Annotated in this window: 18 protein-coding genes; 7 read left to right on the top strand and 11 right to left on the bottom strand. The window is 50.9% G+C overall.

Features of this window, described 5'->3' with window-relative positions; translation table 11 throughout:
• Positions 1–67 precede the first annotated feature (67 nt).
• Positions 68–1036 carry a biotin synthase BioB gene (gene bioB, locus QMG16_RS06890; protein WP_281793237.1) on the top strand — a complete coding sequence of 323 codons (969 nt, stop codon included), beginning with the start codon at positions 68–70 and terminating at the stop codon, positions 1034–1036.
• Positions 1037–1080: 44 nt separating this feature from the next.
• Here the strand turns inward: bioB and QMG16_RS06885 are convergent, their stop codons facing one another.
• On the bottom strand, positions 1081–1983 hold the full coding sequence (locus tag QMG16_RS06885) for a CBS domain-containing protein (protein WP_281793236.1): 903 nt from the start codon (positions 1981–1983) through the stop codon (positions 1081–1083).
• Between the two features lie 25 nt (positions 1984–2008).
• Positions 2009–2479 carry a CBS domain-containing protein gene (locus QMG16_RS06880; protein WP_281793235.1) on the bottom strand — a complete coding sequence of 157 codons (471 nt, stop codon included), beginning with the start codon at positions 2477–2479 and terminating at the stop codon, positions 2009–2011.
• A gap of 241 nt (positions 2480–2720) precedes the next feature.
• Here QMG16_RS06880 and QMG16_RS06875 point away from each other — a divergent pair, with 241 nt between their 5' ends.
• The 3 genes from QMG16_RS06875 (at position 2721) to tnpA (ending at position 5022) form a co-directional block, all read left to right on the top strand.
• Positions 2721–3929 (top strand): YcaO-like family protein, encoded by a 1209-nt coding sequence (locus QMG16_RS06875; protein ID WP_281793234.1) that lies wholly within the window; start codon positions 2721–2723, stop codon positions 3927–3929.
• A gap of 7 nt (positions 3930–3936) precedes the next feature.
• On the top strand, positions 3937–4287 hold the full coding sequence (locus QMG16_RS06870; protein ID WP_281793233.1) for a hypothetical protein: 351 nt from the start codon (positions 3937–3939) through the stop codon (positions 4285–4287).
• A 303-nt stretch (positions 4288–4590) separates the two neighbouring features.
• A complete protein-coding gene (gene tnpA, locus QMG16_RS06865) occupies positions 4591–5022 on the top strand; it encodes an IS200/IS605 family transposase (RefSeq protein ID WP_281791647.1) in 432 nt (143 codons plus the stop codon).
• A gap of 461 nt (positions 5023–5483) precedes the next feature.
• Here tnpA and QMG16_RS06860 read toward each other — a convergent pair whose 3' ends face one another.
• The 7 genes from QMG16_RS06860 to QMG16_RS06830 form a co-directional block, all read right to left on the bottom strand.
• Positions 5484–6383 carry a CoA-transferase subunit beta gene (locus QMG16_RS06860; protein WP_281793232.1) on the bottom strand — a complete coding sequence of 300 codons (900 nt, stop codon included), beginning with the start codon at positions 6381–6383 and terminating at the stop codon, positions 5484–5486.
• Between the two features lie 17 nt (positions 6384–6400).
• Complete coding sequence (locus QMG16_RS06855) at positions 6401–7456, bottom strand: CoA transferase subunit A (protein ID WP_281793231.1); 1056 nt, start codon at positions 7454–7456, stop codon at positions 6401–6403.
• Positions 7457–7622: 166 nt separating this feature from the next.
• On the bottom strand, positions 7623–7868 hold the full coding sequence (locus tag QMG16_RS06850; protein ID WP_281793230.1) for a hypothetical protein: 246 nt from the start codon (positions 7866–7868) through the stop codon (positions 7623–7625).
• A 591-nt stretch (positions 7869–8459) separates the two neighbouring features.
• Entirely contained in the window at positions 8460–8996 is a 537-nt protein-coding gene (locus tag QMG16_RS06845; RefSeq protein ID WP_281793229.1) for a hypothetical protein, read from the bottom strand.
• Positions 8993–9277 (bottom strand): DUF211 domain-containing protein, encoded by a 285-nt coding sequence (locus QMG16_RS06840; protein WP_281793228.1) that lies wholly within the window; start codon positions 9275–9277, stop codon positions 8993–8995. The genes QMG16_RS06845 and QMG16_RS06840 overlap by 4 nt, the downstream gene beginning before the upstream one ends.
• Positions 9278–9611: 334 nt before the next feature.
• A complete protein-coding gene (locus tag QMG16_RS06835) occupies positions 9612–10499 on the bottom strand; it encodes a DUF3786 domain-containing protein (protein ID WP_281793227.1) in 888 nt (295 codons plus the stop codon).
• Positions 10500–10582: 83 nt separating this feature from the next.
• A complete protein-coding gene (locus QMG16_RS06830) occupies positions 10583–11059 on the bottom strand; it encodes a DnaJ domain-containing protein (protein WP_281793226.1) in 477 nt (158 codons plus the stop codon).
• Positions 11060–11655: 596 nt separating this feature from the next.
• On the opposite strand from QMG16_RS06830, the gene galE reads away from it, so the two are divergent.
• Complete coding sequence (gene galE, locus QMG16_RS06825) at positions 11656–12612, top strand: UDP-glucose 4-epimerase GalE (protein WP_281793225.1); 957 nt, start codon at positions 11656–11658, stop codon at positions 12610–12612.
• Between the two features lie 63 nt (positions 12613–12675).
• Here galE and QMG16_RS06820 read toward each other — a convergent pair whose 3' ends face one another.
• Positions 12676–13497 (bottom strand): metallophosphoesterase family protein, encoded by an 822-nt coding sequence (locus tag QMG16_RS06820; protein WP_281793224.1) that lies wholly within the window; start codon positions 13495–13497, stop codon positions 12676–12678.
• A 105-nt stretch (positions 13498–13602) separates the two neighbouring features.
• Entirely contained in the window at positions 13603–14262 is a 660-nt protein-coding gene (elbB, locus tag QMG16_RS06815) for an isoprenoid biosynthesis glyoxalase ElbB (RefSeq protein ID WP_281793223.1), read from the bottom strand.
• A gap of 496 nt (positions 14263–14758) precedes the next feature.
• On the opposite strand from elbB, the gene hypA reads away from it, so the two are divergent.
• Together hypA and hypB are read left to right on the top strand one after the other, a co-directional pair.
• On the top strand, positions 14759–15160 hold the full coding sequence (hypA, locus tag QMG16_RS06810; protein WP_281793222.1) for a hydrogenase maturation nickel metallochaperone HypA: 402 nt from the start codon (positions 14759–14761) through the stop codon (positions 15158–15160).
• A complete protein-coding gene (hypB, locus tag QMG16_RS06805) occupies positions 15111–15785 on the top strand; it encodes a hydrogenase nickel incorporation protein HypB (RefSeq protein WP_281793221.1) in 675 nt (224 codons plus the stop codon). The genes hypA and hypB overlap by 50 nt, the downstream gene beginning before the upstream one ends.
• Positions 15786–15833 lie beyond the last annotated feature (48 nt).

Raw genomic sequence — 15833 nt, 5'->3', positions numbered from 1 at the left:
ACCACGGAGGCACAGAGGGCACGGAGAAAGACCTTCAAAATCGAGTTATTCTCGGGGAGAAATATAAATGAAAGAAATCCATCTGAAGGATATGCGGCACGCGGCGGAAGAAGGAAGGGCTGTTTCCCGGGATACCGCTTTGGAGATTTTGAAAAGTGATGCCGGAGAAATTCCCGAAATTCTCGCATGCGCCACTCAGCTTCGAAAGCGATATTTCGGAAACCGTATTCATTTGTGTTCCATCATGAATGCCAAGAGCGGCGGCTGTTCAGAAGACTGCGCCTTTTGTGCTCAATCGGCTCACCACAGGACTCAGGCGAAAGTCTTTCCCCTGGCAAGCACAGAGGAACTGGTGAGCACCTACCAGGCTGCATCCAAACTTCCCATCGACCATTTTGGAGTGGTTGCCAGCGGGAAGGCTCTGAAAGATGCGGAGGTTCTCCAGATCTGCGAGGCTCCCAAAAGCCATACGAATCCTCGCGTCTCCTGGTGCGCCTCCCTGGGATGCCTGGACAAGGAACGGCTCCGAATTCTCAAGAATGCCGGATTCAAACGTTTTCACCACAACCTGGAGACATCGGAAAGCTTTTTCCCGAGCATCTGCTCCACGCACAGTTATTCCATGCGGGTGGAAACGGTTCGGACAGCGAAGGAAGTGGGCATGGAAGTCTGCTGCGGCGGCATCCTGGGGCTGGGTGAAACCCTGGATCAGCGGGTGGAGTTTGCATCCTTTCTGGCCGGGGAAGAAGTGGATTCCATTCCTCTCAATTTCCTGATCCCCATTCCGGGTACAAAGCTCGAAGAGCAGACTGTCATGAAACCCATGGACATGCTTCGAAGCATCGCCATGTTTCGCATGATGAACCCCAAAGCGGAAGTCAAGGTCTGTGCGGGGCGGGTGCATTTGAGGGACCTGCAGTCCATGGTTTTCTACGCCGGGGCTACGGGAATCATGGCTGGACCGCTCCTGACGGTCGCGGGACGTGATCGGGATCAGGACCGTCAGATGTTGGAAGACCTTGAACTGCTGGTTTGAGAGACTTCATGGATAAATTTCTGTCGATCGACCTACGGGAGGAGTCAGGATTCGGTATCGATCAGGATGCGGCTGCTCATGCAGGCGCGGCAGGATCCTGAACGGATTCTCGCAGCGTCTGTAAGGGAGATGACTCCCACGATGTTTTCCGGATGGTTCCTGTGGACAAACAAACGGTAGATGTCTGAAAAGATCATCTTTTGAATGGCCAGGACCAATGGATCGTCATGATCGCAGGTCATGACGGGCGAGCGCATGATGGTTCGTGCTTCCGCACTGGTGGGGATCGCATGCTTGTAGGCCATGATGAGATCGGTCTTGGAAAGCACTCCCACCGGAAGGTCGTTTCCCCCCTTGATGAGGACGGCTCCAAGCCGATGCGCCGACAAGCTCTCCATCACTTCCAGCAGGGTTTCGTTCTCCCTCTGCGCATGCACCGACGGAGTCATGACTTCAGAGACCCTGAAGCGGTCTGCAAAGCTCAGGTCCGAATCGGGGCCTCGGGATCGGATGATGCTTCTCTCGCATTGGTGACAATACCTGTAGAGCAAGCCCACAATGTCCGGGTACGCGAGCACGCCGACCGCCTGGTCGGATTCGTCTCCCAGAACGAACAGCCGGTGGATTCTATTGGTTCGCATGGATTCGAGGGCGGATTCCAGAGAATCGTCCACGCGGCAGAAGAGGGGAGGACCTATCATGATGGCTTCCACGGGAGTTTCAATGGGAAGTTCCGCATAATAGGCTCCCATGAGATCCGTCTTGGAAACGACTCCTAAGGGTTCGAGATTTTCCGATGTCACGAGAATGGCGTTGACTTTATATTTGATAGTGAATCGGGCGGCGCGTTCCAAAGGGGCGCCACGAGGCACGTGAACGGCAAGCTTGCGCATGGCCTCCCGGACTTTCAAATGACTTAAAACATTCTTGCGATCAGTGGCTTGCATGGGAAACACTCAAACTGTCTCGTGTTCAACGCTTCATCTGCTTCATGAGATGATGAAAAACGGTTGAAATATAAACAATTCCTACGACCTTTCCGTTATCGATGACGGGGAGACGGCGGATATGTTTTTTGATCATGATATCCACGATGAGCATGAGGTGTGTGTCGGGTTCTATGGTGACCACTTCGGTGGTCATGATGTCCCCGACGAGGATCGGTTTGGCCCGTTCACAGGCTTCTCTTATGAATCCGCTGACGTCGATGTCTTTCATTTCCCCCCAGATGTGAATATGCTTGGGGCGCATGAGAAGAAGAATATCGTACATGGAAAGCATGCCTACCAATCGCCCTGCTTCGTCGGTTACCATCATCCCGAATACCCGCTGCCCTCGCTCCTCACTCGCTTTCTCAAAAATATCTATTGCTTCTGCAATAGGGGTCTGCGGCTGTAGCGTTCGATACCGGGTATCCATAACATCTCGTGCTGTCAGACTCATACTGTCTCCTCAGGGGGGTGTTGTGCATGCCGCAAAAAAGAAGTTCGAAGGTCTTTGGTGAGTAATATCTCTTCTCTCTTCTTCTATTGTTCGTTATCCTATGCTGCAATGGTTTGGTCAACGAGCTTTTTCGGCCGGAGAAAAAAGAAAGCGAACTTGAACCGCAGAGCAAGCGCACGCTTTTTCAAGCATTGCAATCGAATCAAAACATTGGATTAACAAAAAATCAAGGAGACTCAATGTGCCGGCTCTAACCCTTCACAAATGCCCTAAAGTCTATGTCCTGGAAACGCACCGCTCCAGGACGCCGGATTCAACCCTTCGATTCATAGATAGAATGAAAGAGATTCTAGGGATGAGTTCTTTTCAGGAGTCAACCAATTTGGATCGCATCGGAATTCCGGTTTTCACCTGTGAGCGGTTGAGGCCCGACAATTCCAGGACCAGTCATACCGGTAAAGGAGTTTCAAAAACGCAGGCACAGGTATCCTTGCTGATGGAATCGATTGAAAGATATTCTTCCGAATTCAGAAGTGAGTACCTGGAAAGACTCGTACAAGGACCCTACCAAAACCTGCGATCCAAATACAATGTACTGGATCCTGGCGAACTCATATTACCCCGGTTCACGAACTTCAGTGCGAACAAGGACTTATACTGGGTCTGGGGATACGATATCGTGAATGAAGAAGACATCCTGGTGCCGGCCTGTTCGGTGTATCATCCATTTCATATAGAAACTGAAAACTTAATCGACACGCATACCAACGGACTTGCCTCGGGCAATACCATGGAAGAGGCAATTTTTCACGGGCTTACCGAAATAATAGAAAGAGATGCCTGGAGTATAGCCAAATTCAACCACGAAATGGACAACGCCCTTGTAGTGGATGATCACCCCGGTCATCAATTTATCATTGATTTAATAGAGAAATTTGAAAAGGCCGAGATTCAGGTGACGGCCAAAGACATCACATCCGATATCGGAGTTCCTGTTATTGCTGCCTTCTCTGAAGACCTGGTTCACTCAAACATGATACCAATCGACGGTTTCGGCGCTCATTTGGACCCCCGGGTTGCCATGGCCCGCGCCTTGCTGGAAATGACGACAACCCGGGCTCTTTTCATTCAGAAATACGGGATCAAGGGATTACAGGAGACCGCTTCCCACTATTACCGGGAGTCATATGATGCCGATCCTCGTTTCTATGCTCACGAGAAAAAATATCTTGGCGAAATAAAATCGGAATACAGCGAAGACGTCCTTCAGGATATACAGATCATATTGAGGAAACTGAGAGAAAGAGGATTGAACAAGGTGATCGTTGTCGATCTGACCAGGTCGGACGTAGGAATTCCGACAGTCAGGGTCATTGTTCCAGGAATGGAAGTTTACTGTTTTGACAGGAAAAGAAAAGGCGAAAGACTCTACAACTCACAGGGAAAATAGGGAGAGTATGCTTTCTGAACAAGAAATAAGAGATAGAGCCCATTACTGTTACTGCGTTTTTCTACAGCTCAGCTGGCTTTATAGCAATGATCTGATTGAGCCTTCCCAATACCTGGAATACTTGAAAAAATCCTCCTTGGATTTAATAAGCGATCAGTTCATCACGATGACCATAGAAGAGGCGTTGATGCTGCGACAACCCAATGACGGCCTTACCTCTCTCATACACCTGTACGAAGGTTTTGTGCATGCCCTCTGCGAAGTCCTCGAGACAGACTTGGAAGAAATAAAAAAGGGAATATCTCGCGACTTCCTGCAAAAACTGGCCTCCGAGGTGGATGTGGACATCAGGCTTTAATCAAAAAACTGCTTTTAAGCACCTGATCACATATTTTTTGATATTTTCATACCGTCATACCGGCGTAAGCCGGTATCCAGAGAATTTGCCGTGGGGCTGGATTCCGGCTAAAAGCATGCCGGAATGACATAATCAATAAGGCTCGAGAATGTTAAATAACTTCTGATCAGGTGTTTAATTTTAATTAATTTTGGGTAAACCCCCGGCTCTGCCGGGCGACTCCCAGAGTTTGACATTTCCGGGAGTATACGAAAGCTTCCCTCCTGTGAACCGCTCAAAGTTTACAGAAAGGAAAGCTTTCGTATGGACGAATACCAAAGCCTAAGCCACACGGCGTGGGACTGCAAGTACCATGTGGTATGGATTCCCAAATACCGAAGGAAGACCCTCTATGAAGAGCTCCGAAAGCATTTGGGGCAGATATTCAGAGAGCTTGCGATGCAGCGTGAGAGCAAGATAGTGGAAGGTCATCTGCTGGTGGACCATGTCCACATGCTCATCAGCATTCCACCCAAGTACAGCGTTGCCCAAGTGGTGGGTTTCATCAAGGGCAAAAGTGCCATCCACATTGCAAGGAGCTTCCTTGGTCAGAGGAAGAATTTCACTGGCCACAATTTCTGGGCGCGCGGATACTTCGTGTCCACGGTGGGTAAAGATGAGAAGATGATCCGCGAATATATCAAAAAGCAGGAAACCGAGGATCGCAGACTCGATCAACTGCATAAGTTCAAGTAGCCGCCACCTTTAGGTGGCCAATGGTTTACAACCGCTTTGAGCGGTCCATATTTTCAAGCCTCCGGCTTTGCCGGAGGTATTTGACTTATTGTAAATAATTAGTTTTTCTCTCCGGCTCTTGCCGCATCTTATTATAGGAAGGGCTTAACTTGACATTGTCAGATTTCATCTGAACCACGGAGACACGGAGATTTCATTTGAAGGTCTTTCTCCGTGCCCTCCGTGTCTCCGTGGTTAATGTGACAATGTCGCATTAAGAGCCTATCCAAAAACCTACCTCGGCAGCGGACACCCCCCTTTAATTCCCCCCCCTCAAGGGGGGACCAAGGGGGGTGTCGCAAAGTCCACAGGTGGTTTCTGGATAGGTTCTAAGAGCAGTTTCTCGCCGGTTCGAGGCGAAGCAGCCGTTTTCTGCCCGTCCCAACGAGGGATCATGCACCGGAAATCTTTTTAATTCTTCATCACTCGCCGATAATCGATTTGATCTTCGCTGGGTATTCCATTTTCTGTGGCAAGAAAATCAATTCGGGATCAACGAATTCCCTGACGACAAAAAGTTCCCTGTAGGTCGGATGGGGAGTTTCCCCTTTCAATCTTGATATGTTCAGTTCGAAGCCGCAGTTTTCTTGAACCTGGGCCACGGTAACACCTGGGTGCACGGTTTCCAGATAGATGATACCCTCTTCATCAAACCTGTAAACTCCCATGTTCGTGACAACTGCCGTCGGGCCTGTTTCAGCGAAAGGAGTCCCTTTCCATACCTCTCTTTTGGGTTTCCATTCCTTGGTCTTGAAATCCCAGCACCACCAGCCGGGAGTCGTGGTGTAATCATTTCTCTCGAGGAATCTTCTTTTTTCCTGAAGAATGATAAAGACAGTCCTGTGCGCCATGGTGCCAATATCCGAATTCCCGCCGGAACCGGTGAAGCGATGGGTTGGGGCGAAGTAATCCCCAATGGAGGTAACATTGACTCCGCCGTACTTATCGATTGCCGCGCCGCCCAGAAACCCGAGGGTCACATAACCCCGTTGGAGGTAATATCCAAAGGTATCCACCAGGCCCCCCAAAGTGGAGCTCATGTTCGCAGCCCTCTGGTCGCACACGGACATGGGAACATGCATGGTTTTGCCGTCACATATTCCTGATTCGTAGATCAGAAGAGCCTGGGGGGCATTCAGGAGATTTGCGGCCATCATACCCACCATGGGGAGCCCCGTTCCAGCAAAAACGATATCATCGTTCCTGACTTCGTGAGCAACGGCGATAGCCATCAGTTCAGGCAAGATAAACTCGTTGGGCTTGGCGGGTTCATCGGGAATCTTGTCGATCATTTGTATCAATTCTTCCATTGATTTTGCCATAACGTTCTCCCCCTTATTTAGTAGCCACTTCTTTCAACGGACAAGGGCATCTTCATCCTGGGTGCAGGCTTTTTGCCCCTCATTATCCTGGTGCTGTAGCCGGTGACACTGTCTGCTCTAAGATCCAGGAGCTTTTTGGCGCCGAGTTTGGTCATAAAGTCTTCCCAAGATTTCGGTTCATAGACCCACTCGTCAAGCCATTTTTTGAGATCGTCCGGATTCCTGGATGCAGCATCCATGGTTCGCATAAAGGGTGCATCATAGTCATAATAAAAGGGGACGGAGCTCGGATAGGCGCCCCAGGGCTGTTCCACGATACAATCGACCGTAAAGTAGGGAATCTGGTTGGATTCCGGATGAACTCTCAACTCTGCCTCCGGTACGATTTCTTCACAAATAAGGACAACCTTGTCGCAGGCAAATGCGATTTCCTTATCGATCGTACCCACTCCCCGCCATCTCGCCGTTCCCTTGTCGCCTGCCTGGGAAACATGGATGATAGCAAGCTCTGGTCTCGCTGCTGGAAGAAGCACCACGTCTCCATCGCCGTAAAAGGGATCTTCCATCTGGATAAACTTTTTCTTGGGAATCCTGGGATTACTGTCGTTTCTGAGACCAGCCCTCCCCAAGGCATCGTATTCAGGGTTATAAAGATCGGATCCCAATGGAGCATGATAGGGAATGAAAGGGGCACCGACTGCACCCGCCAGAAATCTCATGGCCATAGCTCCGTGGGCGTAGTCTTCCAGGATCATTTTCCCTGCTTTGTAATTCCGATCAAGGTTAACATCGATCTTTCCAGCCATTTCTCCCCAGCCCATCCAGTCGGTCTCATAAATCTTTATGGCATTGACGGCATTGAGGAGCCAGGTGCAGATACTGCCATGTCTGTCCAACACGTGGATATCCTTGATGCCCTGCCTCACGGTCTCCCAGGCGAAGGCCACAGGATTCCTGTTGAAACCCGTGAATCCACTGAAGGCACATACAATACCATCGTGCATATATTTCTTGACCGCTTCTTCGAGGGTCAAGAATTCGGCTTTTTTGGTTTTTTGAAGACTTCGCGCCATCTTTACCTCCCTGGCTTAGGGTTTTCGTTTGCTTTCCATTTCGACTGCATCGATAAAAGAAAAACTCACTTCGCTGGATCCAATGTACCTGAGCATGTCACCCCCTTCCTGATTTATCAAGAAGACCTCTTGACGGGCGGTTGATCCCGCAATGGTCGGTCTCATCTCAAGACGCTGCAGGCGGATATTCGAGATTTGATATTACTTCACATGATTTTTGACAAGAGAAAACATATTTTGAATGTTGTAAAAATGCAAGTGGAAAAATAGTGGGGGTCAGCCCTTGACATGGGACAAAATTGCCGAAAGGATCACTGCCGATTCCCCGGAGAAGAGCGGAATTTCTGAAGAGTTGTACGATTTCTTCTTTGTTGAGTGCAACGCCATCCAGCGACTTACTGACGATTTCCACTCCCAGTTGCTTGTTCCTTTATTTTTCCCTGTACTCTAGTCAGAGCCGGAAAGCTGAACGATGGCTTTTCGAATTCTCATGCCTTCCTCCCGCCGGCATGTCATGAATATCCGGAAATGTTTACCCTCAGCCATGAAAACCGTAGGTCGGGTTTTCAAACCTGGTAGCCAACATCGGGAAAGGGATCCCGACCAGCACAGGGCACATTTTCACGGTAACTGTTATGTGAGTGAGAGGAGAGCTCAGTTTGAATCAACATGATGAGGGATACGCAGATGATGGAAATTTCGCTGGATATGTTGAGGGATAATGAGCCCTGAAAAGTGGCGCGCGATTTCTTCCTTTTTAGCACCGTACGCTTCCGTGTCAATGCGAATTTGTCTTTTTCGCAGAATCGGAATTGGAACTTTTTAGACCATAATACCAGGAATATCCAATCGATTGAAAACACGCCTAATCCGGCAAATATCAACAGAACCTGGCAGCGGCGGCTGTCTCCTCAGACAGCGAACTCCCAAAACCAAAGTAATGGCCTCCGTCTGCCGCAGCGCCAAGTTCGTCCCTCAAGTGGTCCAAGCAGGCAGGCCCGGCTCATACGATTCTCAGGTAGAAACCGACGCCTGTCAATGCTATCCCGCCTACGAACAAGCCGACTGCCCAGAAAAGTGGCCGACCATGAACCGTGTGGCCCAGGAAGGCCCCGAGCATGCCCAAGGCCACGAGCGCGACGATTATCGTGAGCATCGGCATCAATACGCCAACCAGCAAGGGGAGCAAGGCACCAGCGAAACTACACAGGCTTGTCACCAATGCCTGGCATACCGCCTCGGTCAAGATGGCCCGCCCGAGATGCGTTGTCGCCATGCGGCCGCTCTCTGTCAAATTGAGCTGCCGCTCGGCTTCGACGAGTTCGGCGCGGAGCACTGAGTAGTGAGCGACGAAAAAGATGAAGGCACCCGAGATGGCGGCAGCAACTGCCACACGCAACGCCAAACTTGCTGTGACACCCGCCTCCGGTCCGAGTAACTTTCCCGCGACGAGAGTCAAGGCCGTGAGTACCCCGTCGCAGATCCCTGCGACCATGTCCAGACGGTTCTTTGGATTTAGCAATGAACGAAGGATTTTCATCTAGCCCTGATGATGCGCTCTATGATTCGCTGGCCGCAGACGAGCTGGTCAATGCTGTGAACCACGGCTCCCGTCGACTCGATCGCTTTCGCGATCAGGTCATAGTTCAGGTCTTGGCCCTCGATGATCACATCCATGCCGATCGTTTCCACATCGATTTCCGTCACAGTGATGTTTACGGCCTCTACCCCAGGACAGGCGCTGATGGCCTGGGCAATATCGATAATAGGAGGCCGAGCCATCGCCTTGTCGACATCGAGAACGAGGCGCCGAATGTTCATACGATCCCTCCATCAAACCAAACATGAATTGGACACCAAATATTAAATCAAAAAATTCCGACACATATACTAAATCAAATGTCTAATCCGAGCGCTGAATTTTTGAAAGCTTAAACTTGCAATGGATTCTGAATCCGATTCAGGATTATGCACCTTTTATTTTTCCCTTTTGGAAAGAGATGAGGCACAGGAAGTGGTTTGACATTGAGCAGATGCAAAAATGATTTATGACTTCTCTGCAAGACGATAGACCATCAATCATCTGAAAAGGTCTCAATGGCGAAACCCGGACTTCTGCCGGAATATACCCGCGAAATGATACACAGGGGTTATTTCATGAAGGGGTTCCTTCAGAGAGTTGTTTTCCGGCGGTGCGCAGGCTCCTGCAGACTACATTCACCAATGCCCACAGGGTGTCCAGGGTTTTGAGATGGAGAAGGATGTTTTCATCGAAACGGACGTTCATGGCCGCCTCAAATTCATCATCGCCCTTCCAGAACACAAAGAGCAGCGGCACGCGCGGATAGATTTGCAAGCTGTAGGCCGCATCTCCCATGTCCACCCGGGTTCCCCCGAGGACTTGCGAGGCGGCGTCAAAGAGGTGGGGGTGAGGGTCGAAGAGCTTGAGAAGGGGAGAGAAGGGGAAAACGTGAGGACCCCGAAAGAAAAAGGCTCCTCCGGGGAGGTCTTTTTCACTGATCCAGTTTCCTGATGGTTCTCGGGGTTGAGCTTCCAGGAGATAATACAGGGTGGCGAGGTAAAATTCGAAGTCGAGTCTCACATATGGATTTTCTTCAATGGGTTCAATGGCTTCCTGATGGGGAAAGCAATGGAATCGAGTGTTCAGGAAAGGGAATTCATAGGCTTCGAGTGCGCCATTGTAGCGCACATTTGCGCTGTGGCAGACGGTTTGAGGATCGGCTGCGCGCAGTCTTTCCCAGAGGTGGGGATCGATCTCCGACGGGGCAACGTAGGGGCTTTCCGGCTGCACGGTTTTCAGAAGGGGTTCGATAACCTGGCGGGCCTGGCTGGTCAGGGCTTCTGGGACCATGATTTTCCCCCATCCTCTCTGGGAAACAAAGAGGCCATCATAGGGCGTCTCTTCAAAGGTTCGCAGCAGGGTGGGAATTCCTTCCTGCTCGAGCGCATCCAAAAGGAGGTCCGCTTCAAAACGGTTGGCGATGGTGTGGACGGATACAAATTGTGGGGATTCTTCTGTCATAATGTTTCATACCCCTTTGTCTGGAGTTTCCGGAGAAGGGTGCTGTATTTTTTTCTCTCTGCACTGAAACGCTGTTTCGAGTCTCAGCCCTTACGGCGCAGCAGTTCTTCATACGCCTGCTGGATTTCCTGGAATTTTTCCTTGGCCAACGCCTGAAATTCTTCTCCCAGATGAGCTACCTTATCGGGGTGGTAGCGGTTTGCCTGCTGGCGGTAGGCGCGCTTGATTTCCTCTATCGTGGCAGTGGGAGGGATTTCCAGAATACTGTAAGGGTCTTTCTTCCGTGTGGTTTGCCCCTGGGATGTACCCTGATATGTGGAGGATTGACGGTATTGCTGGTACTGCCGGTTGGAAGAGTTTTGTCCGCTGGATTGGGAACCGGGGTCGGCACCGGAACTTCCCGGAGCATATCTCCTATTTTTTCTAATAAAATTCCAATAGATAAAAAATAGCACCAGCAGGTCGTCGATGCGTCCCAGAAGGGGTATGAAATCCGGGATCAGGTCGAAAGGGGAGAGAAAGTAAAGGATCCCAAAAAGAATGAGGAACAATTGGAGCATATTCATAGTCGCCTTTGCATGTCGGTTGTTTCCCGGCAATGTTTGAACCGGAAAAGGTTCCCGGATAGGTCCTTGAGGCGTAGAGCCCACAGGGTGAGACTATCTCATCGAGGGCTATCGGGCAAATAACAAAAGTTTAGGGCATGAAAAATCCTTCTCAGCCTCCTGTAGGGCAATATTATCGCACGGTGCTTTAAAGACAAGCCCCAGGGGGAAAGAACGGGGATGTGACCTCCCCCGTGCGCATCGAAAGGGAGTCTCGATGTTCTCGCGCCCAAATTCCGATGCCCTTCCCGAACGAAATAACACTTGCTCCAGGCAGTATGAAAATGTGTTAGAATCCCTTCTCTTTTTGTCGCATAATGCATGCTGTTTGGAGTTGCGATGTCATGAAAAGAGGTTCCGTGCCGGGAGCGGGGAATCAAAGGCTGAAGATGCAGTGGAACACAGCTGTCATGCGCTTATACATAGGTTGATATTGTCGGATTTCATTTGAACTACGGAGACACGGAAAACACAGAGATTTCATTTGAAGGTTTTTCTCTGTGTCTCCGTGGCTAATGTGGCAATATCGCAATAGGAACGAGGAGAAATGAATGAATATTTTAGTCACCGGAGGAGCGGGCTACATCGGTTCTCATACGTCCAAGCTGCTGAAAAAGGCCGGCCATACACCAATCGTTTTCGACAATCTCTCTAACGGTTGGGCTGAATGGGTCAAATTCGGTCCTTTCGTTTTTGGAGACATTAGAAACGAGGAGGCGCTCTACCAGGCCCTGAAGGGATTCAATGTCGATGCGGTCATCCATTTTGCGGCCAACGCCTACGTGGAGGAATCCACACGCCTTCCCGAGATGTATTTCGACAATAACGTGGGAGGCACGGTGGCCCTGCTCAAAGCCATGAAGCGGGCGGGCACGAAACGGCTGGTCTTTTCCAGTTCCTGCGCCACTTACGGCAATGCCAGAACACCTACCATTCGTGAAGACCATCCTCAGGAACCGACCAATCCCTACGGTCTTTCCAAGCTCATGTGCGAGCAGGTCATCAAGACGGTCGCTCCGGTGGTGGGAATCCGCTTTGCGGCCCTGCGTTACTTCAACGTCGTGGGAAACGATCCCGAAGGCGAAATCTACGAAAGGCACGAACCGGAGACCCACGTGTTGCCGAACCTCATGAAGGCGGCGCTGACGGGAGCGCCCTTCTATCTTTTCGGGACGGACCATCCCACAGCCGATGGGACCGCCGTTCGCGATTATGTGTATGTGATGGACCTCGGCGCCGCTCACATCAAGGCTTTGGATGTTCTGGAATCCCGGGAACGGCTCATTTCCAACGTGGGGCGGGGGAAGGGAACCTCTGTGCGCGAACTGGTGAGAGCGGTGGAGGAGGCGCTTCAAGTTAAAGTGAATGTGACGGAAAAACCCATCCGCCCCGGCGATCCTCCCGAATTAGTGGCAGACAATGAATACCTCAAGACCTGGTTCCCTCACGATTTCAAGAGTACCGGCGATGTGGTTCGCGATCTCGCCCAAACCATGAAGAATCGCTGAAAATCTCGGAGACGGAGCGGGGAGTCGGGATAAATTTGGTTTGGAAACGGACATCATTGCAGTTCACAGCTCCCGGTTCAATAAATCCATAAAGCGGCGGATTGTGGGCAGATTGCCGCAGAAATGATGTGATGCCAGTTCTTCGTAAAGCCTGGCCTGCGGATAGGGAATGCGATAAAGAGTGACCGTTTTCCGGTCGGTATCGTAGAGGACCGTATTGGCCAGGGGAATGCCGTCTCTGTAGGGGCCTCCCACACTTCCCGCTTTGATCCAGTACCTGGAACGAGGGTTCAGATGGATTGTGAGGGGGCCATCTGCCGGGGGCAGGTGGACATGCACGTCTTCGAACCTTAGATGGGCGGTGGTTTCAGGAAGCTCGTATACGGCTGGAATATGGTCGTGGCCGCTGAAGATGAGGCGAAAGGGGAACGCCTTCCATGTGCCGAGACATTCCCTGAGGGCCGCTTCATCCAAATAGTGGAAATGTTCAATGGATGGTTTGCCGCCGTGGGCGGGCAGATGGAATGGGCTGTGATGAATGACGGTGAAATCGTCCCGTTCAAGGATCAGGGGGAAACCTGCCAGGTAATCGATGGCGCCGGGGATTGTGGAAAGCAGCCCCGAGTTGTAAGCAGTCGCCTGCATACGGTCCAGTTGATGGGGGAAATCCGTAAACCGCCCTGCCACAAGCAGATCATGATTTCCGGCGACGGTTGGAAAGTCGAGGGATCTCATGCGGGTCAGGGTGCGGTCTCCAAATGGGAGCCATCCCACCAAGTCTCCCAGGCAATAGACCGCATCGACCTGGAGAGTGTCCAGATGCTTCAGACATGCCTCCAGGGCATAATTGTTTCCGTGAATGTCTCCCAAAAAATAGATACGCATCGATGCTCCGCAAATGCTTTCATGAATTGAATTCTTGAAAGCACTCTTTTGGCCCCCGATCCTCTCCCGAAAAGATAGAGGGCAATGAAAAGATGCTTGCCGGTGCTAACCCGCCAGTTCCACCACTTTGGCCACCAGTTTCTCGATTCCCCGGGCCACGTCTTTGATTCCCGGACCGAGCATGTAGGCGGGAGTTGTCACGATTTTGTTATTCTTATCCACGTGGATCATGTCCACGGTGCAAGTATGGTGACGCCCCCCCATGGCTTCGATGCCCTGGGCGGTTCCCACATCGTTCCCGATGGTCACTTCGGGTTTTTTGTCCGAAAGCGCCTTCGTCAGAGTGGCCGGAGCGATGCAAATGGCTCCGATGGGCTTTTTCGCGGCAACCATCTCCTCGAGCAATCGTTTCACTTCAGGATTCACCGTGGCATCGGGGCCCTTGAATGCAAAATCGCTCAAGTTCTTGGCGGCCCCGAATCCCCCGGGAAGAATGAGTCCATCGATGTCTGATGCCTTCACGTCTTTGATGTCCTTGATGTCCCCGCGGGCAATGCGGGCGGATTCCACGAGGACGTTTCTCTTTTCATTGGTTTCCTGCTGCGTCAAGTGGTTGATCACGTGATATTGCTCTATATTGGGGGCCATGCAGACGGCTTTTGCACCCGCCCGGCCAAGAGCGAGCAGGGTCAGAACGGCCTCATGGATTTCCGATCCATCAAAAACACCGCATCCCGACAGAATCACTCCTATTCTTTTTGCCATCGGTTCCTCCTTATTTGGGATTATGCAAATTTCTTCCAGGTTTCACACACATTTTTATAAAATCACAGAGGGCTTCCATAATCAACGGAACAATTGATACGACAATGAGACTTCTATCGTAGAGGAGAAAAGAAGACTTTGCCAGCTCTACGATGGAGCCATGCTGCTCTTACATTCTCACTGTAGTATTGATTGAAAACCTTACTATAAAAAAGTACATAGCACCTCTTCATCGACCGCCGAACGGGATGTATGAGGAACAAATACAGCCGCACATCTTGACCCATTCATTGGCTCATGTTAATTCCCAACGTCTCGTTTGAATTTCGGGCTTCGGTCTCTTTTGGGATCGAGAACGGAGATGTTAAATAAGGCCCGGGGAGCGGAAACGGCAATCCCTTTTTTACGGGTAGGATAAATCCTTCGCTCCGAAATGATAACCCTTCCCGGGTTTTTGCACCCGATGATACCCATTTCAATGAATGAGGAGAAAGCTGTGCACGAGCTGTCGATCGCACAGAGTCTCTTGGAAATCGTGCAGGAAGAGGGGCAAAAGCATTCCCTGGAGTGCGTGAAGGTGATCAGGATCCAGGTGGGAGCTCTGGCTGCTGTTGTCCCTGAATCCCTGACATTTTGTTTCGAGTTGGTGAGCAAAGATACCCTGGCGGCAGGGGCTTCACTGGAAATCGAGACGGTTCCGGTGATTGCGAGATGTTCCAGATGCGATATTCTTTTTGAAGTGGAAAACCAGATGTTCTTGTGCCCTCAATGTGGTGATCCCACCCTGGAATTGGTGAGCGGGAGGGATCTTTCCATTGTCAGCATAGAGGGGGAAACGGGGGAGGATAATGGCGCAGATCAATGTTCCCGTAGTTCGCAACATACTCCAGGCCAATGAACGGCTGGCGGCCGCAAACCGCAAGCGTTTCGACGATGCGGGCATATACGTGATCAACCTCATGAGTTCGCCGGGGGCGGGTAAGACGTCCCTCCTTGAAAAGACCATCGACGGTCTGGCGGGGCGGCTGAAGATGGCGGTGATCGAAGGGGACCTTCAGTCTTCCTACGATGCCGAACGCATTCAGCAAAAAGGGGTCCAGGCCGTTCAGATCAATACCGAGGGTGGATGCCACCTGGATGGCAACATGATTCAGATCGCACTGGAATCCATCGATCTCAAAGACCTGGATCTTCTCATCATCGAAAATGTGGGGAACCTGGTCTGTCCGGCCGAGTTCAACCTGGGGGAACACGATAAGGTCATGATCCTGAGCGTAACCGAAGGGGATGACAAACCCCTGAAGTATCCCCTGATGTTCCAGCTGAGTTCAGTCCTTCTCATCAATAAAATCGATCTGCTTCCCTATATCGATTGCGATGTCAAAAAAATTCACGAACGGACCCGCCAGCTCAACGGAAATCAGCAGGTTTTTGAAGTATCCTGCCGTACGGGCGAAGGCCTGACCCCCTGGCTTTCCTGGCTGGAAGGTAAAGTGCGGGAACAGAAAAAGGGGCGGTTTTAGGATGAAACCCCCTTTGAAGGGGGATTGTGGGGATGTCGGAAATGCCGA

The organism is Desulforhabdus amnigena (assembly GCF_027925305.1).
In the GTDB taxonomy this organism is placed as follows: Bacteria; Desulfobacterota; Syntrophobacteria; order Syntrophobacterales; family Syntrophobacteraceae; genus Desulforhabdus; species Desulforhabdus amnigena.
The sequence above is the reverse complement of the archived record's forward strand: the minus strand, read 5'-3'. Positions and strand labels throughout refer to the sequence as shown.